Source organism: Bradyrhizobium sp. USDA 3256, from assembly GCF_054058275.1.
Genome location: NZ_JBSSAE010000002.1, coordinates 7517678 through 7539660, shown reverse-complemented (window position 1 = coordinate 7539660; position 21983 = coordinate 7517678). Strand labels below are relative to the sequence as shown.

Sequence of the window (21983 nt, the reverse complement as noted above, 5' to 3'; positions counted from 1 at the left end):
TGGTTATCGGTCCCGGGTCGCGCCGAGCCTGTCATCGGGCGGCGCTTCGCGCCGACCCGTTGGCTTGCCCGGTACGACGTGGATGGAGTTGGACTGGCTCCACCTTGCAATCCCGCCGGAAGAATAGTTCTTGCTATGGCCATGACCGTTGACGTGCCCGTGCTGAAACAGACGGCCGTGCCGCCTGCGGCGCCGGCGCGGTCGTCGCGCTATGCGCGCCCGGTGCTCGGGCTTGTGCTGCCGGTCGCGCTCGCGCTGGGCTGGGAACTCGTCGTCTCTCTCGGCTACTCCAACGGCCGCCTGGTGCCGCCGCCGTCAAAGGTGTTCGAGACCATCATTGAGCTCGCCAAGAGCGGCGAGCTGTCGCGCCATATCCTCGCGACGCTGTGGCGGGTCGGCGCGGGCTTTGCGCTCGGCGTCGTCGCCGGCACCATCATGGGCGCGATCTCCGGCTACTGGGATTTCGCCAAGCGGCTGCTCGATCCGACGGTGCAGGCGTTGCGCGCGATCCCCTCGCTCGCCTGGGTCCCGTTGTTCGTGCTCTGGCTCGGCATTTTCGAGACCTCGAAGGTCGCGCTGATCGCGGTCGGCGTGTTCTTTCCGATCTATCTCGGCGTGATGGGCGCGATCCTGTCGGTCGACCGCAAGATCGTCGAGGTCGGGCGCGTATTCCGTCTGTCCGGACCGGCCATGATCCGCCGCATCCTGTTGCCGGCCGTGCTGCCGGCCTATGTGGTGGCGCTGCGGGTCGGTCTTGGCCTCGGCTGGATGTTCGTGGTCGCCGCCGAATTGATCGGCGCCTCCGAAGGCCTCGGCTACCTTCTGCTCGACGGCCAGCAACTCGGCAAGCCGGCGCAGATCCTTGCCGCGATCGTGATCTTCGCGATCCTCGGCAAGTTGACCGACTGGCTGATCGAGGTCGCCGCCGCGCCGCTGCTGCGCTGGCAGGACGCGTTCGGCGCGCGGGGAGGGCAGTGATGCTCGCGCTCAAGGAAGTCGGCAAGACCTATCCGAACGGCGTCCACGCGCTGGAGCGGTTCTCAGCCGAGATTGCACCTGGCGAGATCATCGCGATCATCGGCGGCTCCGGTTGCGGCAAGTCGACGCTGCTGCGCGCCATCGCCGGCCTCGACCGCGCCAGCACGGGCAGCGTGACGCTCGACAATGCGGTGATCACGTCGCCGCACGCCAAGATCGGGATCATCTTCCAGGAGCCGCGGCTGCTGCCCTGGCTCAGCGTCGCCGACAATATCGGCTTCGGCCTCGCCGACCTTCCGGCCGAGGCGAGGCGCGCGCGCGTCGTGGCGGCGCTCGCCCGCGTCGGCCTTGCCGACAAGGCCGCGGCCTGGCCGCGCGAATTGTCCGGCGGCCAGGCGCAGCGGGTCGCGATCGCCCGCGCGCTGGTGCCGCAGCCCGAAGTGCTGCTACTCGACGAGCCGTTCTCGGCGCTTGATGCCTTCACGCGGCGCGATCTGCAGGATCATCTGCTCGATCTGTGGGCCGACACGCGGCCGACCCTGATCCTGGTCACCCACGACGTGGACGAGGCCGTGGTGCTCGCCGACCGCGTGCTGGTGATGCGGCCGCGGCCGGGCCGGCTGTTCGAGGAGATCACCATCAACCTGGCGCGGCCGCGCGACCGCAAATCGGAGCTGTTCGACACTTTCAAGCGCCGCGTGCTGACCGCGCTCGACCGCTCGCTCGACCGTTCGGTGCGGGACGTCACCGACAAATCCAGCGCCGGCGAGGCGATGTGGTGGTGACATCGGCTCGTTAAGGCCTTACATCGGCATAAAGAAGAATAGCCGGGAGATAAGACCATGGACGCCGCCGAACTCCGCGCAATGCAGGCTCCGATCAAGGAGCGCTACAAGACCGATCCCCAGACCGCCGTGATCACGCTGAAGGCCAAGGGCTCCACCGAGAGCGAAGGCATTTCCTGCAAGGTCGAGACGGGCCGTGCGCTCGCGATCGCCGGCCTCCACCCCGCTACCGGCGGCTCCGGGCTCGAGCTTTGCTCCGGCGACATGCTGCTGGAAGCGCTGGTCGCGTGCGCCGGCGTCACGCTGAAATCGGTCGCCACCGCGATCGACGTGCCGCTGAAGCCCGGCAATGTCTTCGCCGAGGGCGATCTCGATTTCCGGGGCACGCTCGGCGTCGACAAGGAGACCCCGGTCGGCTTCCGCGAGATCCGCCTCCGCTTCGAGATCGGCACCGACGCGCCGCAGGACAAGCTCGATCTCTTGCTGAAACTCACCGAGCGCTATTGCGTGGTCTATCAGACCATCAAGAACGGCCCGAAGGTTTCGGTCACGATGCAGCGGGTTTAGCCGGATGTCGTCCCGGCGAAAGCCGGGACCCATACGCCGTGTCCCATCGGTTCAAGCCGCGCTGTCCGACGGCTTTCGTTCCACACGAACAGTCGTGGTTATGGATCCCGGCCTTCGCCGGGACGACGGAACAAATGTCCCCCGAACTCCACTTCGTCCTGATCCTCGTGCTGCGCATGGCGGTTGCGGCCGCATTCGTGGTCAGCGCGTCCATCATCACGGAGCGGTCGGGGCCGGTGATCGGCGCGCTGGTCGCAACCCTGCCGATCTCGGCCGGGCCGTCCTACACCTTTCTCGCGCTCGACCATGACGCCGCCTTCATCGCCGAAGGGGCGCTGGCGAGCCTGCCGGTCAACGCCGCCACGATCTATATGGGCCTGACCTACGCCGTGCTGGCGCAGCGCTTCAGCATGTGGATCAGCGCGGGCAGCGCGATCGCCGTGTGGCTGGTGCTCGCCACCATCATCCGTCAGTTCGAGTGGTCGCTCGCCGCCGGGCTGATCGTCAACGCCATCACCTTTGCGATCTGCATCCCGCTGCTCCGGCCCTATCGGCACGTCGCGAAAATGCCGCTGATCGCGCGGCGCTGGTACGACATTCCGCTGCGCGCCGCGCTGGTCGCAAGCCTGGTCGGCACCGTGGTCACGGCGTCGAGCTGGGTCGGCCCGCGTGTCACCGGCGTGATGGCGCTGTTCCCGATCGTGTTCTCCTCGATGATGCTGATCCTGCATCCGCGGATCGGCGGTCCCGCAACCGCCGCCGTGCTCGCCAACAGCGCCTGGGGCCTGATGGGCTTCGGTCTCGGCATTGCGGTGCTGTACGTCGCGGTGCTGCAATTCGGCTCGCCGATCGGCCTCTGCTGCGCGCTCGCCACCTGCATCGTCTGGAATCTGGCGCTGTGGCAGATCGGACGAAGGAAGAGCGCGAAGAGGTCTTAACCTCCCCTTGAAGAGGGGAGGTCGCTTTGCTCGCGAGAGCAAAGCGGGTGGGGATCTGCTCTCTCAGCAAACGGTGTCGTCTGCGGCTGACCCCCATCCCGACCTTCCCCCTTTCAGGGGGAAGGGGAAGGATGATCCGTAGCCCGGATGAAGCGCAGCGCAATCCGGGGCGGTCGTGCAACGGAGAGCGCGGTCTCGGATTTCGCTTCGCTGCATCGGGCTACGGGGCTACCGCTTCGGCAGCTTCGCCCTCAACGCATACAGCGCATCCAGCGCCTCGCGCGGCGACATCTCGTCTGGATGCAGCGCCTTCACGGCCTCGACCAGCAGATCCGCCTCGCTCGGCGGTTTGTCCTCGCTGGCGGCGCGGGAGGGGACGGCGAACAGCGGCAGATCGTCGACCAAAGCGCGCGCGGTCTGGCCGCGATCTTGCGCTTCGAGTTTGGCCAGCACCGATTTGGCGCGCGTGATCACGGCGGGCGGCAGGCCGGCGAGTTTTGCGACCTGGATGCCGTAGGAGCGGTCGGCCGAGCCCGGCAGCACCTCGTGCAGGAACACGACGTCGCCCTGCCACTCCTTGACCCGCACCGTGGCGTTGAACATCCGCGGCAGTTTCGCCGAGAGCGCGGTCAACTCGTGATAATGCGTCGCGAACAGCGTGCGGCAGCGGTTGCTCTCATGCAGATGCTCGATCGCGGCCCAGGCGATCGACAACCCGTCGAACGTTGCCGTGCCGCGGCCGATCTCGTCGAGGATCACCAGCGACCGTTCGCTCGCCTGGTTCAGGATCACCGCGGTCTCGACCATCTCGACCATGAAGGTCGAGCGTCCGCGCGCCAGATCGTCGGCGGCGCCGACGCGCGAGAACAGCCGGTCAACGATGCCGAGCCGCGCGCGCGACGCCGGCACGTAAGAGCCGATCTGTGCCAAGAGCGCGATCAGCGCGTTCTGGCGCAGGAACGTCGACTTGCCGGCCATGTTCGGACCGGTGATCAGCCAGAGCTGGCCGGATTTCTGGCCCGGCGCCGGCGACAGGTCGCAGGCATTGGCGATGAACGGCTGGCCATCGCGTTTCAGCGCCTGCTCGACCACCGGATGGCGACCGCCCTCGATCGCAAAACCGAGCGAGCCGTCGACATCAGGCCGCACGTAATTGTCGTCGATCGCAAGCTTGGCCAATGACGTCGCGACGTCGAGCATCGCAAAGGCGTGCGCGGCATTGCGCAGATCGTCGCTGGCCGCGAGCGCCATCGCGCTCAGCCGTTCGAAGATCTCGAGTTCGAGGTTGAGCGCGCGCTCGCCGGCATTGGCGATCTTGGCTTCGGTCTCGCCGAGCTCCGCGGTGGTGAAGCGGACCTGGCCGGCCAGCGTCTGACGATGGATGAAGGTCGCATTCAGCGGCGGCGCGAACAGCTTGTCGCCGTGCTGCGCGGTGACCTCGACGAAATAGCCGAGCACATTGTTGTGCCGGATCTTCAGCGTCTTGATGCCGGTGTCCTCGGCGTAACGCGCCTGCATTGCGGCGACGACGAGGCGGGAGGCGTCGCGCAAATTGCGGCTCTCGTCGAGCGCGGCCTCATAGCTCTCGCGGACGAAACCGCCGTCGCGCTTGATCAGCGGAAGCTGTTCGGAGAGCGCACGAGAAAACTCCTGCGCCAGATCGTGCGAGGGACGCCGCAAGGCCGCCATCACGGTGGAAATCTCGGCCGGCGGATTGGAAAGCTGCGCCAGCAGCTCCAGCGCCTGGTCGGCGGCGAGGATGCCGTCACGCAGGCTGGCGAGATCGCGCGGGCCGCCGCGGCCGACCGAGAGCCGCGCCAATGCCCGCGACATGTCGGGTGCCGCGCGGAGCACGGTCCTGACGTCCTCGCGCGCAGCGGAATCCGCGACGAAGGCCGAGACGGCATCGAGCCGCCGCGCGATCACGGCGACATCGGTGAGCGGCGCGGCAAGGCGCTGCGCCAGGAGGCGCGAGCCGGCCGCGGTGACGGTGCAGTCGATCGCATCGAGCAGCGAGCCGCGGCGTTCGCCGGCCAGCGTACGCGTCAGTTCGAGGTTGGCGCGGGTCGCCGGATCAATCGCCATCGTGGTGCCGGCGGCCTCGCGTGCCGGCGGCGACAGCGGCGGGCGCTTCCCGACCTGGGTGCGGTCGATATAGGTGACGGCCGCGGCCGCGGCGGTCGCCTCCAGCCGCGACATCGCCGAAAGACCATCCATGGTCGCGACCGCGAAATAGTCGCAGAGTCGGCGCTCGGCGGTGGCGCTGTCGAACACGTCGCGGGTCAGCGGCGTCAACGATGGCAGTTCGCGCAAGGTCGGCGCCAGCTCGCTGTCGCTGTAGAGCGCGTCGGTGACGATGGCCTCGTTCGGATTGATGCGCGCCAGCGTTGCCGCGAGCTCCGCGGTCGAACACTCCGTCACCATGAATTCGGAGGTCGAGATGTCGATCCAGGCGAGCCCGAGCCGGTCGGCGCCGGCCGAGCCGCGGGCGCGCGCGATCGCGATCAAATAATTGTTGGTGCGGGCGTCCAGCAGCGTGTCTTCGGTCAGCGTGCCCGGCGTCACCAGCCGCACCACGCCGCGGCGGACCACGCTCTTGTTGCCGCGGGCTTTGGCTTCCGCGGGATTTTCCGTCTGCTCGCACACCGCGACGCGGTGGCCGGCGCCGATCAGGCGATGCAGATAATCCTCGGAGCGTTCGACCGGAACGCCGCACATCGGGATGTCCATGCCCTGATGCTTGCCGCGCTTGGTCAGCACGATGCCGAGCGTCCTGGAGGCGATCTCGGCATCCTCGAAGAACAGCTCGTAGAAATCGCCCATCCGGTAAAACAGCAGCAGGCCGGGATGGGCGGCCTTGATCTCCAGATACTGTTCCATCATCGGCGTGACGCGCGACGGCGCCTCGGCGGCAGGAGCGGACTCGGGCGGAACGGGGATGGGCTGCTGGATGGTCATGAGGTGGCGGAAACTACAGAATTTCGCCGCGCGGTCCTATCCGAGAGAAGGGGGTTTTCCACCCTGTCCACGGTCCGAAATATGACGAGGCATCACTGTAATGCGCTGATGCCACGCAGCCGCGTCAATTGACCTGCCGCGGGCACGCTCCTAAAACCCATCTCAAGTTCCAGTCGATCCAGCGCTAAGTCGCGGCATTCAGGGAGAGATTCAATGCGTGATGTGTTCATTTGCGATGCCGTCCGGACTCCGATCGGCCGTTTCGGCGGCTCGCTCGCCAAGGTGCGCGCCGACGATCTCGCCGCGGCCCCGATCAAGGCGCTGATGGCCAAGCACCCGACGCTCAATTGGAACGAGGTCGACGAGGTCTATTTCGGCTGCGCCAACCAGGCCGGCGAAGACAACCGCAACGTTGCGCGCATGGCGCTGTTGCTCGCCGGCATGCCGGAATCGGTTCCCGGCCAGACCCTGAACCGGCTCTGCGCTTCCGGCCTCGACGCGGTCGGTGCCGCGGGCCGCGCCATTCGCGCCGGCGAGATCGATTTCGCGATCGCGGGCGGCGTCGAATCGATGACGCGCGCGCCGTTCGTGATGGGCAAGGCCGCGGAAGCCTTCTCGCGCTCGTCCGAGATCTACGACACCACGATCGGTTGGCGCTTCATCAATCCGCTGATGAAGGCGCAGTACGGCGTCGATGCGATGCCGGAGACCGGCGAGAACGTCGCCGAGGAATTCCAGGTCTCGCGCGCCGATCAGGATGCGATGGCGATCCGCTCGCAGCAGCGTGCGGGCGCGGCGATCGCGTCGGGCTATTTCGCCGAGGAAATCGTGCCGATCCAGGTGCCCGGCGGCAAGGCCGGCCCGATCACCGTCGACAAGGACGAGCATCCGCGTCCGGAGACCACGCTCGAAGGTCTCGCCAAATTGAAGCCGATCGTGCGCAATCCGGGCACGGTGACCGCGGGCAACGCGTCCGGCGTCAATGACGGCGCCGCCGCGATGATCCTTGCTTCCGAAGCCGCGGTGAAGAAGCATGGCCTCACGCCGCGCGCAAAAATCCTCGGCCTCGCCTCGGCCGCGGTGCCGCCGCGCATCATGGGCATCGGACCGGTGCCGGCAACGAAGAAGCTGGTCGAGCGTCTCGGCATCAAAGTGTCGGACTTCGATTTGATCGAGCTCAACGAGGCCTTCGCCTCGCAGGGTATCGCCTGCCTGCGCCAGCTCGGCGTCAAGGAAGACGCCGATTTCGTCAATCCGCATGGCGGCGCGATCGCGCTCGGGCATCCGCTCGGCATGAGCGGCGCGCGGCTGGTCCTGACCGCCGTGCACGGCATGGAGAAGCGGGGCGGGAAGCTTGCCTTGGCAACTATGTGCGTCGGGGTCGGTCAAGGCGTTGCGGTCGCGATCGAAAAGCTGAATTAATCCAACGGCTTGGAGAGGCTGAAAACAGCCCTTCCCCAATTTGGTTATGCAATATAATGATCTGACGTGAGCTCACCGGGCGCGTGGGCCGCGGAGGAATTCGCCATGACCTTGTTGTACCCGCTGCAATCGCTTGCGGCCCATCCGGCGCGGCTGTCGCCGGACTATCGCTCCACCGTGAAGCGTTCGCCGCAAAAGCCGCTGATCCCGATGCGGCACACGCTCTCGGAATTGACCGGGCCGGTCTATGGTCATGAGACCGTGCGCGCGCACGACAACGACCTCACCATCCAGGCCAAGGGCGAGCCGCTCGGCGAGCGCATCATCGTGCATGGTTATGTGCTCGACGAGGACGGCCGCGGCGTGCCCAACACGCTGGTCGAGCTGTGGCAGGCCAATGCCTGCGGCCGCTACGTTCATGTCGTCGACCAGCACCCGGCGCCGCTCGATCCGAACTTCACGGGCGCCGGCCGGACGCAGAGCGATGCCAAGGGCTACTACAAGTTCATCACCATCAAGCCCGGCGCCTATCCGTGGGGCAATCACCACAATGCCTGGCGGCCGGCGCATATCCACTTCTCGGTGTTCGGCCATTCGTTCGTCTCGCGTCTCGTGACCCAGATGTACTTTCCCGGCGATCCGCTGTTTCCGTTCGATCCGATCTTCAACTCGGTGACGGACGAGAAGGCGCGGGCGCGGATGATCTCGTCCTTCGATCTCGAGAATACCAAGCCGGAATGGGCGCTGTGCTACCGCTTCGATATCGTGCTGCGCGGGCAGAGTGCCACGCCGATGGAGACCAGGTAAGTGTCGAACCCGCGTCCTGATGGAATCACGCCTTCGCAGACCGTCGGCCCCTATTTCAAATACGGCCTGACGCCGAACGGCGAATATGAGTGGAACGACGCCTTCACCAATAACCTCCTGACGCCTGACGTCTCGGGCGAGCGCATCCGCGTCGAGGGCAGGGTCTATGACGGCGACGGCGCGGTGATCCCGGATTGCATGCTGGAGATCTGGCAGGCCGACGCCCAGGGCCGCTTCTCCGATCCGCAGGATGCGCGGGCGCTGCCGAACTCCTCGTTCAAGGGCTTTGGCCGTTGCGGCACCGACAAGGGCGGCGGCTACGCCTTCGACACCATCAAGCCCGGCGTGGTGCCGGATGCCGACGGCAAGCCGCAGGCGCCGCACATCGGGCTCGCGGTGTTCGCGCGCGGCATGCTGCTGCATCTCTACACCCGGATCTATTTCGACGACGAAGCCGGCAACGCCACAGATTCCACGCTGGCGCTGGTTCCGGCCGACCGCCGCCTGACCTTGATTGCCAGGCGCAACGCCGGCGCCGGCAACGTCTACACCTTCGACGTCCATCTGCAGGGCGACAACGAGACGGTGTTCTTCGACGTCTAGCGAAAACTGCTGTCTCCGCGCATGGCGACCACGCGATGCGCGATCACCTCCCGGGCCGATCTCAAGGCGTGACGCCCGGCTTGAACACGGCGAGCGGCGCGGGATCGCGGCTCGGCGGCGGCGGAACCTTTCCGTCGACATCGGTGAAGCCGTATTTAACCGCCAGCTCCGAGGCGAGCAGGATCTGGCCGCTCTTGGTCATCACGTCGGGATCGCTGGCGAGTGCCGCCACCGCGCGCCCGGCGAACACCGGCGTCTCGCCGCGTTCGGCGATCAGTTTGGCGAGCGCCGACGGGACGCGATCGGGCTGCGCCGCAAGCTTCTCGCTCTTGATGTAGCCGGGCCAGATCGAAACGGCGGCAATGCCGAACGGCTTCAGCTCATGCGCCATGTCGCGCGCCATCCGGTCGACGCCTGATTTCTGCACGCCGAACGGAACGTTGAACGTGTATCTGACGCCGCCGCCCGACGACGTGTTGACGATCAGGCCGCGCTGCTGCGGCAGCATCAGCGGCACCGCCAACTGGCTGGCGACGAAATGCGAGCGCAGGCCGACGCGGTGCATGGTGTCCCATAGCGATGCCGGGACCTGCCAGAACGGGACATTCACCGGCATCACGTTCGGCGCCGCAAACACATTGTTGACCAGCACGTCGAGCCGGCCGTGGTCGCGCCGGATCAGGTCGAAGACCTCCTGCACCGAGCCGTCGTCGGAGTGATCGCACAAAAGGCCGATGCCGCAGCCGCCGGCCTCGTCGATCGCGGCGATGGTCTCGTCGAGCGAGCCCGGCCATTCCGATCCGCCGCTGTTGCGCGTCCGCGCTGTGACGATCACGGTCGCGCCGGCCTCGGCAAGGCCGATCGCCACGCCCTTGCCGACCCCGCGGCTACCTCCCGTCACCAGTGCGATGCGATCCTTGAGGCGTCCCTTGGTCATGATGTCTCCCAATATGGCTTCTTCGGAAGATAACTTGACAATAATCTTCCTAGGAAGATATTAGGCCCGGAACGGTAGAGGCGTCAATCAGGGAGGTTTCGCGATGGTCACGAGGGAAGAGAACGAATTGCTGTGCCGCGTCACGGGTGACGCGCCGATGGGACGGATGCTGCGGCAGCATTATTGGCTGCCGGCGGTTCTCTCGGTGCGCGTCCGCAAGGGAGAGGCGCCGGTTCGGGTCAAGCTGTTCGGCCGCAACTTCGTGGCGTTCAGGGGCAAGGACGGTTCGGTCGGCTTCCTCGACGAGGCCTGTCCGCACCGCGGCGCGTCGCTGGCGCTGGCACGGGTCGACGACTGTTCGCTGACCTGCCTGTTCCACGGCTGGAAGATCAATGCGCAGGGCGAGGTGCTCGACGTTCCCAACGAGCCGAACAATCCGAAGGAATTCGCCAAGACCGTGAAGGCGAAAGCCTATCCGGCGCGCGAAGGCGCCGGGCTGATCTGGGTCTGGCTCGGCGAGGGCGCGGCGCCGCCCGCGCCCGACTTCGAATGGATGGATCTGCCGCCGGATCAGGTCTACGCGGCCGGTATCGAGCTCAAAGCCAATTGGCTGCAGGGCGTCGAGGCCACCATCGATTCCTCGCATGTCGCGCTGCTGCACCAGAGCTGGACCGCGACGTCGTCGACCGATTTCGGCGCGACGCGCGTCAACACCGAGGTCGCTTACGAGTTCGACAAGAAGCCCTATGGTTTCCGCGCCGCGGCGCTGCGCACCGCACCGGACGGATCGTGCCTCGCCCGCGTCACCGAGTTCGTGATGCCGTACTATGGCTTGATCGCGCCGATCTTCTCCGGGCCGCAGCAGGACCGCACCGCGATCATTGCGGTGCCGATCGACGACGAGAACCTGATCCAGTGGTACATCTTCTATAATCCCGAGAAGCCGGTGGATTCCTGGCGCAAGGTGCAGCGCGCCAACCAGTGGCCGATGGCCGGCGGCCTGCCGGGCGATCAAAGCAACAATTGGGGGCAGAATCGCCAGATCATGGATGCCGGCAACAGCACCGGCTTCCATGAGATCGTCATCGAGGATTTCGTTGTCATGGTCAGCATGGGGCCGATCGTCGACCGTTCGCAGGAATATCTCTGCTCGGCGGACCAGGCGATTGTCAGGGTGCGTCGCCAGCTGCTCGACGAGGTGCGCGGCTTCATGAACGGCAAGGCGCCGAAAAGCGGCCAGAGCGAGGTCATGTCCTACAAGGACATCCGCGCCGTCGGCGGCCGGCTCGCCTCCGCTGCCGAGGATTGGCGGCAGATTCCGCGCTGATCGGATTTGACGCCTTGGGCGCGGGCATTGTCTCCGCGCCGATTTCCCCGCATCGACCCAGGAGACGCTATCTCATGACCTGGCACCATCTGTGCGCCGCCGCGAAACTGTCGGAAGGGGAGCCGTTGGGCTTCAAGCTCGGCGAGCGGCGCGTTGCGCTCTACAAGGTCGACGACGACGTCTTCGCGACCGACGACGTCTGCTCGCACGCGTTTGCGCTGTTGTCGACAGGGTTTCTCGAAGGACATGTGATCGAATGCCCGCTGCACGGCGCGATGTTCGATGTCCGTGACGGCAAATGCCGGTCGAGCGCCTACAGGAATATCGAGGCGTTCAAGGTCGAGATCCGCGACGGCGAGGTCTATGTGCTGCTCGACGGCGGCGCCGCCCTGGAAACCGCCGGTGATGGCGGTGCGGACGTCAAGCCGTGAGCGGCCTTGTCGTCATCGGCGCTTCCTATGCCGGCATTCAGGCCACCCTCACCGCGCGTGAAGCCGGCTATGCCGAGCCGGTGACCGTGATCGCCGATGAGAGCGCGCTGCCATATCAGCGTCCGCCGCTGTCGAAGGATTTTCTGCTCGACGAGATCAGCGCGCAGGGCCTGCTGATGCACGACGAGGCTGTTTTCTCCGACAACAGGATCGAGCTGTGTCTTGCCAACCGCGTTGTCGGGATCGGTCGCAGCGCCGGCCAGGTGGCATTGGCCGACGGCGCAGTCCTCGACTTCGAACGCCTCGTCATTGCCACCGGCTCGCGCGCGCGCAGGATCGCGGTCCGTGGCGCCGACCTCGACGGGGTCTGCTATCTCAGATCGATCGCCGATGCCGCCGACCTCAGGGCGAGACTCGGCGGGGCCAGCGAGATCGTGATCGTCGGCGGCGGCTTCATCGGGCTTGAGGTGGCGTCCTCGGCGGCCAAGCTCGGCAAGAAGGTGACCGTGATCGAGGCCGCGTCGCGGTTGCTCGAGCGGGCGGTCTCTCCGGTGGTGTCGCGCTTCCTGCTCGATCGTCACGTACGAGCGGGCGTTGCGGTGAAGTTCGGCACGGCCGTTTCGGCAATGATCGGCGATGGCGGACGGATCGCGGCGGTCGAGCTGAACGGAGGCGTCCGTCTCGGCACCGACCTTGTCGTGGTCGGCATTGGCGGCATCGCCAATGATGAGCTCGCCGTTGCCGCGGGGCTGGATTGCGCCAACGGCGTCGTGGTGGATGAGCACGGCCGGACGGCATGCCCGGGCATCTATGCCGCCGGCGACTGCGCCAATCACTACAGCCGCTTCGCGGGAGGATGGATCAGGCTGGAGTCGGTTCAGCACGCGCAGGACCAGGGACGGGCAGTCGGACTTGCGATCGCGGAAAGCCATGAGCCTTATGACAGCGTGCCGAGGTTCTGGTCGGATCAACACGATCTCAAGCTTCAGATCGTCGGGCACTCGGCGCGCAGCGACCGGATCGCGATCCGCGGCGCGATCGAAGCCGGCCGGTTCTCTGTGTTCAGCTACCGGGAGGGCAAGCTCGTCGCAGTCGACAGCATCAACAATCCCGCCGACCAGATGGTGGCGCGGCGCCTGATCGCAGCGGGCATTTCGCCGACGCCCGACCAGGCCGAAGACAGTTCATGCGATCTCAAAGCGCTGCTGAAGACGGGCAACAAGGCCGTTGCGTCATGTTGCCGGCGGCAGAGCTAATCCGCCGCCGCAAGCCGGCCGGACTTCTTCGGCGCCTTTACGGCTCTGACCGCGAGCAGCTTGTGCAGGCAGCGGTCCAGCATCGCGAGCTCCGCCTTGGTCAGTCCACTTGCTTCGGTCACGGCCTCGACCACCCTTGCCACCTCGGCAATGCCGCGGTCGGCGGTCGCAAGACCCTTGGCGGTGAGGCGGACCAGTTCCGAACGGCCGTCGTCGCTGGCCGAGACGCGGAGGACGAAGCCGCCTTCCTGAAGCCGCGCCACGCGCTTGGTCATGGCACCCGACGTGACGAGGAGCGCGCGGAACAGGTCGGTCGGGCGCAACTCGTACGGCTTCCCGGAGCGCCGGAGCGCCAGCAGGACATAGAGCTCGCCGGTTTGCAGGCCGACGGCCTTCGCGATGTCCTGCAGGCGCATTTCGTGCAGCTGGTTGACGCGCTCGAGCCGCAACAAGGTGCAGGCCGCGGCAAGGTCGAGGTCGGGGCGCTGTGCAAGCCAGGCGGCTTCGATGTCGTCGTAAAGGGTGCTGTCGGGCGTAGGCGGCGGCTTGATCGCAGGTTCGGCGCGGCGTGACACGCTGCTTTTCTTCATTCCCTTCCAGTCCCCTTCGTCCCGCGCCAAGGGCGCCGGCGCCATGCGTCGCAGCAATCTAGCATCGTCGAATTGACGTGTCGCCCCCGCAAGTTCCTGCGATCGCTTCACACAAGCGCATCGCTCGGCGGAGCGGCCATTTGCCGCCTTTCGCCGAGGTTGACAATTATCTTCCTAGGAAGAATATTCCAGGTAAGAAACAAGGGAGGAGCGTATGCGCGGACTTCGCGCTGTCATCATATTCGCGGCCTTGGTCGCGGCCTGCGGCTCGGCCGGCGCTGCCGAGACCGAATTGATCCTTGGCCAGACCATGCCCTATAGCGGGCCGGCGTCGGCCCTGAGCGCCGTCGGTAAGGTGCAGACCCGCTATTTTCAGATGATCAACGATCGCGGCGGCATCAATGGCCACAAGGTCAAGCTGATCTCGCTCGACGACGGCTACAGCCCGCCGAAGGCGGTGGAGCAGACGCGCAGGCTGATCGAGAATGACGAGGCGGTCGCGATCTTCGGCAGCATGGGAACGGCGCAGAATGCCGCGGTGCAGAAATATCTCAACGCCAAGAAGATTCCTCAGCTGTTCGTGTTCGCGGCAAGCGAGCGCTTTGCCGATCCGAAGACCAGTCCCTACACCATCTCGGGGATGACGCTGTTCAGCACGGAGGCCGCGATCTACGCGCGGCTGGTGGCTCAGCATACGCCCGGCGCGCGCGTCGCCGTGCTGTACCAGAACGACGACTACGGCCGCGAATATCTCCGCAGCTTCAAGGCCGAACTGGTGCGGCTCGATCCCAAGGCCGAGATCGTCGCCGCCTCGCCCTACGAAGTCACGTCGCCGACGGTCGATTCGCAGGTCGTGGCGCTGGCGAGCACCAACGCCAACGTCTTCCTCAATGCATCGACCGGCAAGTTTACCTCGCAGGCGATCCGCAAGGCGGGCGAACTCGGCTGGCGCGCGCAGCAGTTCCTGCCGATCGGCAGCAACTTCGTGCCGACGATCCTCAAGCCCGCCGGGCTCGACAACGCCAAGGGGGCGATCTCGGCGACGCCGACCAAGTCGGTCGGCGATCCCGAATGGGCCAACGATCCCGCCTATCTGGAATGGCTGGCTTTCATGAAAAAATACTATCCCGAGGGCGATATCGAGGATCAGCTCAACTTCACCGGATGGAACGTCGCTGTGCTGATGACCAAGGTCATCGAGGCCTGCGGCAACGATCTTTCCCGGCAAAATCTTATGAAGCAGGCCACCGCGCTGAAGAACCTGGCGCTGCCGGGTCTGATTCCGGGCATCACCGTCAACACCAGTCCGGATGATTATCGCCTGATCACGTCGTTGCGCCCGCAGCGTTTCGACGGCGAGCGCTGGGTTCCGATGTCCGGTAGCATGGCTGCGCAATGAGGGCCGCGAATTGTGGTGAAGCGCGGCCGGCCGCCAAAGCATGATCCGGAAGGTGCGAAGCAGTTTTTCGAAAAGAACATGCTCAAATAACGAGCTAAAGCGCGATGACGATCCGACCTAATTTCATCGCCGTTAGCGGCCGCGCCTGAGCTCTTCGGTGGCGCGCCGGAGCACCTCGTGAAGCCACTCGTGCGAAGGCTCGTCCTCGACGCGTTCGTGCCAGAGCAGCCGAACCTCCACGGGCGTCGTGGTGTAGGGCAGTTCATAGGTCGTGATCGCATGCGCCTGCTCGAGCGCACGCGCCAGCGGCCGCGGAACGATCGCGGCCAACTCGGAATCGATCAGCAGTGCGGGCACGGCAAGGAAATGCGGCAGCGAGACGGCGATCCGCGGCGGCCGGTCGCTGTCGGAGAGGGCCCGTTCGAGCGCGGGGCGGTCGTACATCTCCGAACGCCGGGCGAGCCCGCGCTCGGAGATGAAGCCGCCGATCGCGCCCTCCTGCTCGCCGCCAAGGGACACGACGACCAGCGGCAGGGTCGCGAGCTTTGCCTTGTCGAGCCGGCCAAGCTTGCGCTTTTTGCCGACGATCAGCACGTCGTCATATTCGAACAACAGCGCGCTGCGGAAGCGGCTCGGTGGCGACGAGAACACGCCGATCGCGACATCGATACGGCCGAGGTCGATCTGCTCGGCAAGATCGATCCGCGTCACCGGCTTGATGGTGAGGTCGATCGCCGGAGCTTCGCGGCCCAGGATCTTCAGCAGCGGCGGCGCCAGCACCATCGTCGTGAAGTCGTTGGCGGCCAGCGTGAACGGCTTGGTGGAGGCCGCCGGCGTGAAGGTCGGCAGCTCGACCGCAGCCTCCAGCGATCGCAGCGCCTGGCGAACCTGCGGCGCCATCGTCAACGCGCGCGCGGTCGGCTGCATGCCAGTGGCCGTGCGCACGAACAGGTCGTCGTCCAACATCTCGCGCAGCCGCGCCAGCGAGTGGCTGACGGCGGACTGGCTCAGCGCGACCTTCTGGCTGGCCCGCAGCACGCTGCGCTCCTCCATGACGGCGTCGAATACCTTGAGCAGATTCAGATCGAGGGTCTTGAAGGAAACGGACACGCTGCGAGTCCTGTCTGTAGCGGATCGCTCGCCTCGGCAAAATTCCGCGATCGACCGCAGTTAAGGCCAGCCGCCTGGCGGATGCAACCGAGCGGTTTCTCTGCGAGCTACCATGCCGTCACCACCGGGCATCTGAAGCCGGTTCAGGATCACTCTGCAAGACTTTCACTTCCGCAACGCGGCGTTCTGGCCAAGATTGCCCGCACCGGGTTGGGAGGAGAACAGCGATGAAGGCCTGGGTGATGGCGGCCCGAAGTGGCACGCGTAAATCGATCGGACTGGCGTTGATGCTGATGGCGACAGGGACATCGGCGATTGCACAGAGCGGGCCGGTCAGGCTCGGCGTGCTGACCGACATGTCGTCGCTCTATGCCGACAATGGCGGCCAGGGTTCGGTGGTCGCCGCGCAGATGGCGGTGGACGATTTCAAGGGCAAGGTGCTGGGCCGCCCGATCGAGATCGTTGCCGGCGATCACCAGAACAAGGCGGATATCGGCTCGGCGATTGCCCGGCGCTGGTTGGAGAACGACAATGTCGAGGCCATCCTCGACGTCCCGAATTCCGCGGTCGCGCTGGCGGTGCAGGGCATCACGCGCGACAAGAAGAAGCTGTTTCTCGCCACCGGCGCGGCGACGTCCCGGCTGACCGGCGACGAGTGCTCGCCGACCGGCATCCACTGGACCTACGATACCTATGCGCTGTCGCAGGGGACGACGAGGGCGATTTCGCGCCTCGGCGCCAAGTCCTGGTTCTTCCTTTCGGCCGACTATTCGCTCGGCGCGCAGCTCGAGGCCGACAGCCGCAAGGTGATCGACGCCACCGGCGGCAAGGTGGTCGGCGCGGTGAAACACCCGATCAACACGCCCGATTTCTCGTCCTTCCTGTTGCAGGCGCAGGCCTCCAGGGCCGACGTGATCGCGCTCGCCGATGCCGGCGGCGACTTCATCAACGCGGTGAAGCAGGCCGGCGAATTCGGCGTGACGCGCGGGCAGAAGCTTGCCGGCCTGATCGTCTTCATCGCCGACATTCACAGCCTCGGGCTGCAGAGCGCGCAAGGTCTGATGCTGAGCTCCGCCTTCTATTGGGACCTCAACGGCGAGACGCGCGCGTGGTCGAAGCGCTTCATCGGGAAGACGAAGAAGGTGCCCACCATGATCCATGCCGGCACCTATGGTGCGGTCATGCACTACCTCAAGGCGGTTGAAGCCGCCGGCACGCTTGATGGGCCGACGGTCGCGACCAAGATGCGCGAATTGCCGGTCAACGATTTCATGACCCGCAACGGCAGGATCCGTCCCGACGGTCGGCTGGTCCGCGACATGTATCTGTTCCGCGTCAAGTCGCCGGAGGAATCGAAATACCAGTTCGACTACTACCAGCTGGTGGCCACGATCCCGGGGGAGGAGGCGTTCAGACCGATGGAGGACGGGGGATGCTCGCTCGTGAAGAAGTCGTGATCGACCGGGATGTGGCGTGCGGAGCCGCGCGCAATCCGATCGACGAGGTGATCGCCGGCCGGCTGTCGTGCCGCGAGTTCTCCGGCAGTCCGGTCTCCCGATCGACCATCGAGCAGATCCTGCGCGTGGCGCGGTTCGCGCCGAGCGGCGCGAACATCCAGCCCTGGCACGTCTACGTGCTCGCCGGCGCCGCCAAAACCGAGGTGTCCGCTGCGCTGCTGCATGCATTTGAGAGCGAGCCGAACGAGCACGTCTCCGAATATCAATACTACGCCAGCGCCTTCCCCGAGCCGTATCTCGGCCGTCGCCAGGAGTTCGGGCGATTGTTCTATGACTCGCTCGGGATCGCGCAAAGCGACATTGCGGCGAGGAGCCGGCAGACCGCAAAGAACTTCCTGTTCTTTGGCGCGTCGGTTGGATTGATCGTCACCATCGATCGGCGCCTCGCGATGGGAAGCTGGCTCGATCTCGGCATGTTCGTCCAGAACGTGATGCTGGCGGCGGTGGGACGCGGGCTGCAATCCTGTCCGCAGGAAACTTTCGCCAGATTCCACCGGATACTGCGTCCGCTGTTGTCGATCCCCGCCGAGCAGATGGTGGCCTGCGGGATCTCGCTGGGCCACCCCAGGGAGCGGTCCCGCGCGCGGCTGATGCCGCGAGCGGATGTGGAGGCATTCGCCTCCTTCAAGGGTTTCGAGGATTAGACCAGGAGAAAGTCATGGGAAGCCGTGAACAGCTTATCGAACGCAGCATTCCGTTTCTGCGCGAAGTCAAGGACATGACGCCGAGCGCGGCGATGGAGCGATGGCTCAACGAGACCTATGGAGAGGACAGCGCGCTGTACCAGGATCTCGCGCGCCTCATCAAAATGGGAGTCGCGGAGGGTTGGGCGGCGAACCAGGAGGTGGAGGGCCCGAACTATCGGCGCAGCCGCATCCTTGAGCCGGTCCCCGAGACGTTCCAGTTCAGCATCACCGCGGTCTACATGAACAGCGCCGATCCGCGCCGCTTCAGGGACGAGGACGATCATGACGTGCTGCGCGGGCAATATCACGGCCACCCCTATGGCGAGCTCAACCTCGTCGTTCCGCTCGACAAGGGCGCGCAGCTGAAGGGGTTGCAGGGCTGGCAGGGGCCGGGCTGGACCGCGCCGGATCCCGGCAGCCGGCACTATCCGGAGGTGAGGGGCGGCGCGGTCATCGCGCTGTTCTATCTGCCGGCCGGGCGCATCTCCTACGATTTCAAGGCGCCGGCCTGATATCCGGCGCGGGCGGCGATCCGATCTGGAGAAAGCACATGACGTTGATCTACCCGGTCGCTTCGAACAGCGTCCATCCCCCGCGCCTGTCGCCTGCGTACCGGAGCGCGATCAAGCGCGCGCCCACGAAGCCGCTGATCCCGATGCGGCACACGCTCTCGGAGCTGACCGGGCCGGTCTATGGTCATGAGACCGTGCGCGCGCACGACAATGATCTGACCATCCAGGCCAAGGGCGAGCCGCTCGGCGAGCGCATCATCGTGCATGGTTATGTGCTCGACGAGGACGGCCGCGGCGTGCCCAACACGCTGGTCGAGCTGTGGCAGGCCAATGCCTGCGGCCGCTACATCCATGTCGTCGACCAGCACCCGGCGCCGCTCGATCCGAACTTCACCGGTGCCGGCCGGACGCAATCCGATGCCAAGGGCTATTACAAGTTCATCACCATCAAGCCCGGCGCCTATCCGTGGGGCAATCACCACAACGCGTGGCGGCCCGCGCATATCCACTTCTCGGTGTTCGGCCACTCCTTCGTCTCGCGGCTCGTCACGCAGATGTACTTTCCCGGCGATCCCCTGTTCCCGTTCGACCCGATCTTCAACTCGGTGACGGATGAGAAGGCGCGGGCACGGATGATCTCGTCGTTCGATCCCGAGAACACCCAGCCGGAATGGGCGCTGTGCTACCGCTTCGATATCGTGCTGCGCGGACGCAATGCCACGCCGATGGAGACCAGGTAAGTGTCGAACCCGCGTCCTGATGGAATCACGCCTTCGCAGACCGTCGGCCCCTACTTCAAGTATGGCCTGACGCCGAACGGCGAATACGAATGGAATGACGCCTTTACCAGCAACCTGCTGACGTCCGATGTCTCCGGCGAGCGCATCCGCGTCGAGGGCAAGGTCTATGACGGCGACGGCGCCATAATCCCGGACTGCATGCTGGAGATCTGGCAGGCCGACGCGCAAGGGCGCTTCTCCGATCCGCAGGACAAGCGCGCGCTGCCGAACTCCTCATTCAAGGGCTTCGGCCGCTGCGGCACCGACAAGAGCGGCGGTTACGCCTTCGACACCATCAAGCCGGGCATGGTGCCGGATGCCGACGGCAAGCCGCAGGCGCCGCACATCGGGCTCGCGGTGTTCGCGCGCGGTATGCTGTTGCACCTCTACACCCGGATCTATTTCGACGACGAAGCCGGCAACGCCGCTGACTCCACGCTCGCGCTGGTGCCGGCCGGGCGCCGCGCGACCTTGATTGCCAGGCGCAAGGCCGGCGCGGGCACCGTCTACACCTTCGACGTCCATCTGCAGGGCGACAACGAGACGGTGTTCTTCGACGTCTAGCTGCGCGCCGCCGGCGGCGCGCAATTCCAGCATTGAAGGGACGAACGAAATCCGCTGCGCACGTTCGCCGTAGCGGATTTCGCTTGACCATGCATAATCGGTTATATAACAATATCGTTATATAACCGATTGAGATCAAGCATGGCCAGCCTCGATGCCGCCTTTTCCGCGCTCGCCGACCCGACCCGCCGGGCAATCCTGGCGCGCCTCGCGCTGGGCGAGGCGACGGTCATGGAGCTGGTCGAGCCGTTCGACATGACCCAACCCGCGATCTCCCGCCATCTCAAGGTGCTCGAGGGCGCCGGCCTGATCGTGCGGCGGATCGAGGGCACCAAGCGGCCGTGCCGGCTGGCGCCATCGGCGGTTGCCGAGATCGATCAATGGCTCGGCATGCTGCGCCGCGCGCTGGAAACCAATTACGACCGGCTGGACGACGTGCTGGCCGCAATGAAGCCTGAGCAGTGAAGGGTATCCCCATGAGCAAGTTGACGCTGAAGACCGAAGGCGACCGCTATGTCGTCGTCACCAGGCGCTTCGTCGCGCCGCCCGAGGCGGTGTATCGCGCGCATACCGAGCCGCAGCTGTTGCAAAAATGGCTGCTCGGTCCCGACGGCTGGACCATGCCGGTCTGCGTCAGCGAGGCGAGGCCCGGCGGCCGGATCCGCTACGAATGGACCGACGGCAAGGGCGGCGGCTTTCATTTGACCGGCGAATATCTCGCGCTCGAACCGTTCAGCCGCATCGTGCATGTCGAGCGCATGCATCTGCCGGATCCGACGCCGGACAATCAGGTCGAGACGCGCTTTGCGCCCGACGGCGACGGCACCTTGATGACGATGCGGATGACGTTGCCGGATGCCGAAACGCGCGCGGCGATGCTCGCGACCGGCATGGAGCACGGCATGGAAGACAGCTATGCTCGGCTCGACCGGATGAGCTGAACGTGACCGACGCGAGGGAGAATGCGCGACCGTTTCCTGACGGGGTTGATTGGCTATCCGATCGCGCATTCGGCGGCGCCTGCGATGCACGAAGCGGCCGCAGCTGCGCTCGGCGTTCGCGTCCACTACCAGCTCATCGAGGTCGAGGGCGCCGGACGCGACGATCTGCGTGCGATGCTCGAGGGTATCCGGCGGCTCGGCTTTGCCGGCGTCAACGTCACCTTTCCCTACAAGGAGGCGGTGGTCGAGCTGCTCGATGACCTCGCACCCGATGCGCGCGCGATCGGCGCGGTCAACACCATCGTCTCCGATGGCGCGCGGCTGGTCGGGCACAACACCGACGCGACCGGCTTCGCGCGCGCGATCGCACCGCTGCTTGCCTCGGCGCCGCGCGGCCCGATCGCGCTGATCGGTGCCGGCGGCGTCGGCAAGGCAATCGCCTTCGCGCTCGCCGGCCTCGGTGTCGGCGAACTGCGCATCTTCGACGCTGATGCCGCCAGGGTCGCGCGGCTGGCCGGTCAGTTGGCCGGCCGTCATCCGGTTCGTGGTGTCGCCAGCATCGAGGCCGCGCTCGATGGCGCGACCGGCGTCGTCAACGCAACGCCGGTCGGCATGCTGCCGAGCCGCGACAGTCCCGTGCCGGACAGCTTGTTGCATCCGTCGATGTGGGTCGCCGATGCGGTGTACACGCCGCTCTGGACGCCGCTGCTGTCGGCGGCCAAGGCCAAGGGCGCCAAAGTCCTGACCGGGCGCGATCTGGCGATCTACGCGGCAGCGGACGCGTTCGAACTGTTCACGACAATGATGCCTTCGACGGATGTCATGGCAAATGCGTTCGACGCGGTGATGGCCGCACGCTACTCTCCGCCCGCCTGA

Annotated in this window: 23 protein-coding genes; 19 read left to right on the top strand and 4 right to left on the bottom strand. The window is 65.9% G+C overall.

What is annotated here, in order from left to right:
• Positions 1–141 precede the first annotated feature (141 nt).
• The 4 genes from ACVWY5_RS37575 to ACVWY5_RS37560 all read left to right on the top strand — a co-directional run bounded on the left by ACVWY5_RS37575 (position 142) and on the right by ACVWY5_RS37560 (position 3268).
• Complete coding sequence (locus tag ACVWY5_RS37575; protein ID WP_028337992.1) at positions 142–978, top strand: ABC transporter permease; 837 nt, start codon at positions 142–144, stop codon at positions 976–978.
• Positions 978–1763: an ABC transporter ATP-binding protein gene (locus ACVWY5_RS37570; protein ID WP_028337991.1), complete on the top strand. Its 786-nt coding sequence runs from the start codon at positions 978–980 to the stop codon at positions 1761–1763. Before ACVWY5_RS37575 ends, ACVWY5_RS37570 begins: the two co-directional genes overlap by 1 nt.
• A 57-nt stretch (positions 1764–1820) precedes the next feature.
• Positions 1821–2330, top strand: coding sequence for an OsmC family protein (locus ACVWY5_RS37565; RefSeq protein ID WP_028337990.1), 510 nt, complete (start codon positions 1821–1823; stop codon positions 2328–2330).
• Positions 2331–2464: 134 nt separating this feature from the next.
• Positions 2465–3268 (top strand): hypothetical protein, encoded by an 804-nt coding sequence (locus ACVWY5_RS37560; RefSeq protein ID WP_028337989.1) that lies wholly within the window; start codon positions 2465–2467, stop codon positions 3266–3268.
• A gap of 228 nt (positions 3269–3496) precedes the next feature.
• Here ACVWY5_RS37560 and mutS read toward each other — a convergent pair whose 3' ends face one another.
• Entirely contained in the window at positions 3497–6226 is a 2730-nt protein-coding gene (gene mutS / locus ACVWY5_RS37555) for a DNA mismatch repair protein MutS (RefSeq protein WP_028337988.1), read from the bottom strand.
• Between the two features lie 213 nt (positions 6227–6439).
• On the opposite strand from mutS, the gene pcaF reads away from it, so the two are divergent.
• The 3 genes from pcaF (at position 6440) to pcaG (ACVWY5_RS37540) (ending at position 9058) form a co-directional block, all read left to right on the top strand.
• Positions 6440–7648 (top strand): 3-oxoadipyl-CoA thiolase, encoded by a 1209-nt coding sequence (gene pcaF, locus ACVWY5_RS37550; protein WP_028337987.1) that lies wholly within the window; start codon positions 6440–6442, stop codon positions 7646–7648.
• A 105-nt stretch (positions 7649–7753) separates the two neighbouring features.
• Positions 7754–8455: a protocatechuate 3,4-dioxygenase subunit beta gene (gene pcaH, locus ACVWY5_RS37545; protein ID WP_028352371.1), complete on the top strand. Its 702-nt coding sequence runs from the start codon at positions 7754–7756 to the stop codon at positions 8453–8455.
• Positions 8456–9058: a protocatechuate 3,4-dioxygenase subunit alpha gene (gene pcaG, locus ACVWY5_RS37540; protein WP_028338184.1), complete on the top strand. Its 603-nt coding sequence runs from the start codon at positions 8456–8458 to the stop codon at positions 9056–9058. It begins immediately after the preceding gene.
• A gap of 61 nt (positions 9059–9119) precedes the next feature.
• Here the strand turns inward: pcaG (ACVWY5_RS37540) and ACVWY5_RS37535 are convergent, their stop codons facing one another.
• Positions 9120–9995, bottom strand: coding sequence for an SDR family NAD(P)-dependent oxidoreductase (locus ACVWY5_RS37535; protein ID WP_028338185.1), 876 nt, complete (start codon positions 9993–9995; stop codon positions 9120–9122).
• 103 nt (positions 9996–10098) lie between these two features.
• Here ACVWY5_RS37535 and ACVWY5_RS37530 point away from each other — a divergent pair, with 103 nt between their 5' ends.
• The 3 genes from ACVWY5_RS37530 to ACVWY5_RS37520 all read left to right on the top strand — a co-directional run bounded on the left by ACVWY5_RS37530 (position 10099) and on the right by ACVWY5_RS37520 (position 13009).
• Complete coding sequence (locus ACVWY5_RS37530; RefSeq protein ID WP_028338186.1) at positions 10099–11322, top strand: Rieske 2Fe-2S domain-containing protein; 1224 nt, start codon at positions 10099–10101, stop codon at positions 11320–11322.
• 74 nt (positions 11323–11396) lie between these two features.
• Positions 11397–11753, top strand: a complete 357-nt coding sequence (locus ACVWY5_RS37525) for a non-heme iron oxygenase ferredoxin subunit (protein WP_051376436.1) — start codon at positions 11397–11399, stop codon at positions 11751–11753.
• Positions 11750–13009, top strand: coding sequence for an FAD-dependent oxidoreductase (locus tag ACVWY5_RS37520; protein ID WP_028352370.1), 1260 nt, complete (start codon positions 11750–11752; stop codon positions 13007–13009). Before ACVWY5_RS37525 ends, ACVWY5_RS37520 begins: the two co-directional genes overlap by 4 nt.
• Here the strand turns inward: ACVWY5_RS37520 and ACVWY5_RS37515 are convergent.
• Positions 13006–13599, bottom strand: a complete 594-nt coding sequence (locus ACVWY5_RS37515; protein ID WP_321177144.1) for a MarR family transcriptional regulator — start codon at positions 13597–13599, stop codon at positions 13006–13008. The genes ACVWY5_RS37520 and ACVWY5_RS37515 overlap by 4 nt on opposite strands.
• Positions 13600–13813: 214 nt before the next feature.
• On the opposite strand from ACVWY5_RS37515, the gene ACVWY5_RS37510 reads away from it, so the two are divergent.
• On the top strand, positions 13814–14998 hold the full coding sequence (locus ACVWY5_RS37510; RefSeq protein WP_028338187.1) for an ABC transporter substrate-binding protein: 1185 nt from the start codon (positions 13814–13816) through the stop codon (positions 14996–14998).
• 132 nt (positions 14999–15130) lie between these two features.
• Here the strand turns inward: ACVWY5_RS37510 and ACVWY5_RS37505 are convergent, their stop codons facing one another.
• Positions 15131–16108 (bottom strand): LysR family transcriptional regulator, encoded by a 978-nt coding sequence (locus ACVWY5_RS37505; protein ID WP_028338188.1) that lies wholly within the window; start codon positions 16106–16108, stop codon positions 15131–15133.
• Positions 16109–16335: 227 nt separating this feature from the next.
• Here ACVWY5_RS37505 and ACVWY5_RS37500 point away from each other — a divergent pair, with 227 nt between their 5' ends.
• The 8 genes from ACVWY5_RS37500 (at position 16336) to ACVWY5_RS37465 (ending at position 21983) form a co-directional block, all read left to right on the top strand.
• Positions 16336–17565: an ABC transporter substrate-binding protein gene (locus ACVWY5_RS37500; RefSeq protein ID WP_456671753.1), complete on the top strand. Its 1230-nt coding sequence runs from the start codon at positions 16336–16338 to the stop codon at positions 17563–17565.
• The gene (locus ACVWY5_RS37495) at positions 17541–18269 is read left to right on the top strand and encodes a nitroreductase (protein WP_051376438.1); all 729 of its coding nucleotides are present in this window, start codon (positions 17541–17543) and stop codon (positions 18267–18269) included. Before ACVWY5_RS37500 ends, ACVWY5_RS37495 begins: the two co-directional genes overlap by 25 nt.
• Before the next feature lie 14 nt (positions 18270–18283).
• Entirely contained in the window at positions 18284–18823 is a 540-nt protein-coding gene (locus ACVWY5_RS37490; RefSeq protein WP_028338191.1) for a DUF4863 family protein, read from the top strand.
• 38 nt (positions 18824–18861) lie between these two features.
• A complete protein-coding gene (gene pcaH / locus ACVWY5_RS37485) occupies positions 18862–19563 on the top strand; it encodes a protocatechuate 3,4-dioxygenase subunit beta (protein WP_028352369.1) in 702 nt (233 codons plus the stop codon).
• Complete coding sequence (gene pcaG, locus ACVWY5_RS37480) at positions 19564–20166, top strand: protocatechuate 3,4-dioxygenase subunit alpha (protein ID WP_028338156.1); 603 nt, start codon at positions 19564–19566, stop codon at positions 20164–20166.
• A gap of 141 nt (positions 20167–20307) precedes the next feature.
• Positions 20308–20631, top strand: coding sequence for an ArsR/SmtB family transcription factor (locus ACVWY5_RS37475; protein WP_028338155.1), 324 nt, complete (start codon positions 20308–20310; stop codon positions 20629–20631).
• An 11-nt stretch (positions 20632–20642) separates the two neighbouring features.
• On the top strand, positions 20643–21107 hold the full coding sequence (locus tag ACVWY5_RS37470; RefSeq protein ID WP_028338154.1) for an SRPBCC domain-containing protein: 465 nt from the start codon (positions 20643–20645) through the stop codon (positions 21105–21107).
• A 21-nt stretch (positions 21108–21128) separates the two neighbouring features.
• The gene (locus ACVWY5_RS37465; RefSeq protein WP_028338153.1) at positions 21129–21983 is read left to right on the top strand and encodes a shikimate dehydrogenase; all 855 of its coding nucleotides are present in this window, start codon (positions 21129–21131) and stop codon (positions 21981–21983) included.

What these genes read in the sequence shown, in the direction of transcription:
- ACVWY5_RS37575 (WP_028337992.1), top strand. Translation starts at nt 142, where the DNA reads ATGACCGTTGACGTGCCCGTGCTGAAACAGACGGCCGTGCCGCCTGCG.
- ACVWY5_RS37570 (WP_028337991.1), top strand. Translation starts at nt 978, where the DNA reads ATGCTCGCGCTCAAGGAAGTCGGCAAGACCTATCCGAACGGCGTCCAC.
- ACVWY5_RS37565 (WP_028337990.1), top strand. Translation starts at nt 1,821, where the DNA reads ATGGACGCCGCCGAACTCCGCGCAATGCAGGCTCCGATCAAGGAGCGC.
- ACVWY5_RS37560 (WP_028337989.1), top strand. Translation starts at nt 2,465, where the DNA reads ATGTCCCCCGAACTCCACTTCGTCCTGATCCTCGTGCTGCGCATGGCG.
- mutS (WP_028337988.1), bottom strand. Translation starts at nt 6,226, where the DNA reads ATGACCATCCAGCAGCCCATCCCCGTTCCGCCCGAGTCCGCTCCTGCC.
- pcaF (WP_028337987.1), top strand. Translation starts at nt 6,440, where the DNA reads ATGCGTGATGTGTTCATTTGCGATGCCGTCCGGACTCCGATCGGCCGT.
- pcaH (WP_028352371.1), top strand. Translation starts at nt 7,754, where the DNA reads ATGACCTTGTTGTACCCGCTGCAATCGCTTGCGGCCCATCCGGCGCGG.
- ACVWY5_RS37535 (WP_028338185.1), bottom strand. Translation starts at nt 9,995, where the DNA reads ATGACCAAGGGACGCCTCAAGGATCGCATCGCACTGGTGACGGGAGGT.
- ACVWY5_RS37530 (WP_028338186.1), top strand. Translation starts at nt 10,099, where the DNA reads ATGGTCACGAGGGAAGAGAACGAATTGCTGTGCCGCGTCACGGGTGAC.
- ACVWY5_RS37525 (WP_051376436.1), top strand. Translation starts at nt 11,397, where the DNA reads ATGACCTGGCACCATCTGTGCGCCGCCGCGAAACTGTCGGAAGGGGAG.
- ACVWY5_RS37515 (WP_321177144.1), bottom strand. Translation starts at nt 13,599, where the DNA reads ATGAAGAAAAGCAGCGTGTCACGCCGCGCCGAACCTGCGATCAAGCCG.
- ACVWY5_RS37510 (WP_028338187.1), top strand. Translation starts at nt 13,814, where the DNA reads ATGCGCGGACTTCGCGCTGTCATCATATTCGCGGCCTTGGTCGCGGCC.
- ACVWY5_RS37500 (WP_456671753.1), top strand. Translation starts at nt 16,336, where the DNA reads ATGAAGGCCTGGGTGATGGCGGCCCGAAGTGGCACGCGTAAATCGATC.
- ACVWY5_RS37495 (WP_051376438.1), top strand. Translation starts at nt 17,541, where the DNA reads ATGCTCGCTCGTGAAGAAGTCGTGATCGACCGGGATGTGGCGTGCGGA.
- ACVWY5_RS37490 (WP_028338191.1), top strand. Translation starts at nt 18,284, where the DNA reads ATGGGAAGCCGTGAACAGCTTATCGAACGCAGCATTCCGTTTCTGCGC.
- pcaH (WP_028352369.1), top strand. Translation starts at nt 18,862, where the DNA reads ATGACGTTGATCTACCCGGTCGCTTCGAACAGCGTCCATCCCCCGCGC.
- ACVWY5_RS37475 (WP_028338155.1), top strand. Translation starts at nt 20,308, where the DNA reads ATGGCCAGCCTCGATGCCGCCTTTTCCGCGCTCGCCGACCCGACCCGC.
- ACVWY5_RS37470 (WP_028338154.1), top strand. Translation starts at nt 20,643, where the DNA reads ATGAGCAAGTTGACGCTGAAGACCGAAGGCGACCGCTATGTCGTCGTC.
- ACVWY5_RS37465 (WP_028338153.1), top strand. Translation starts at nt 21,129, where the DNA reads ATGCGCGACCGTTTCCTGACGGGGTTGATTGGCTATCCGATCGCGCAT.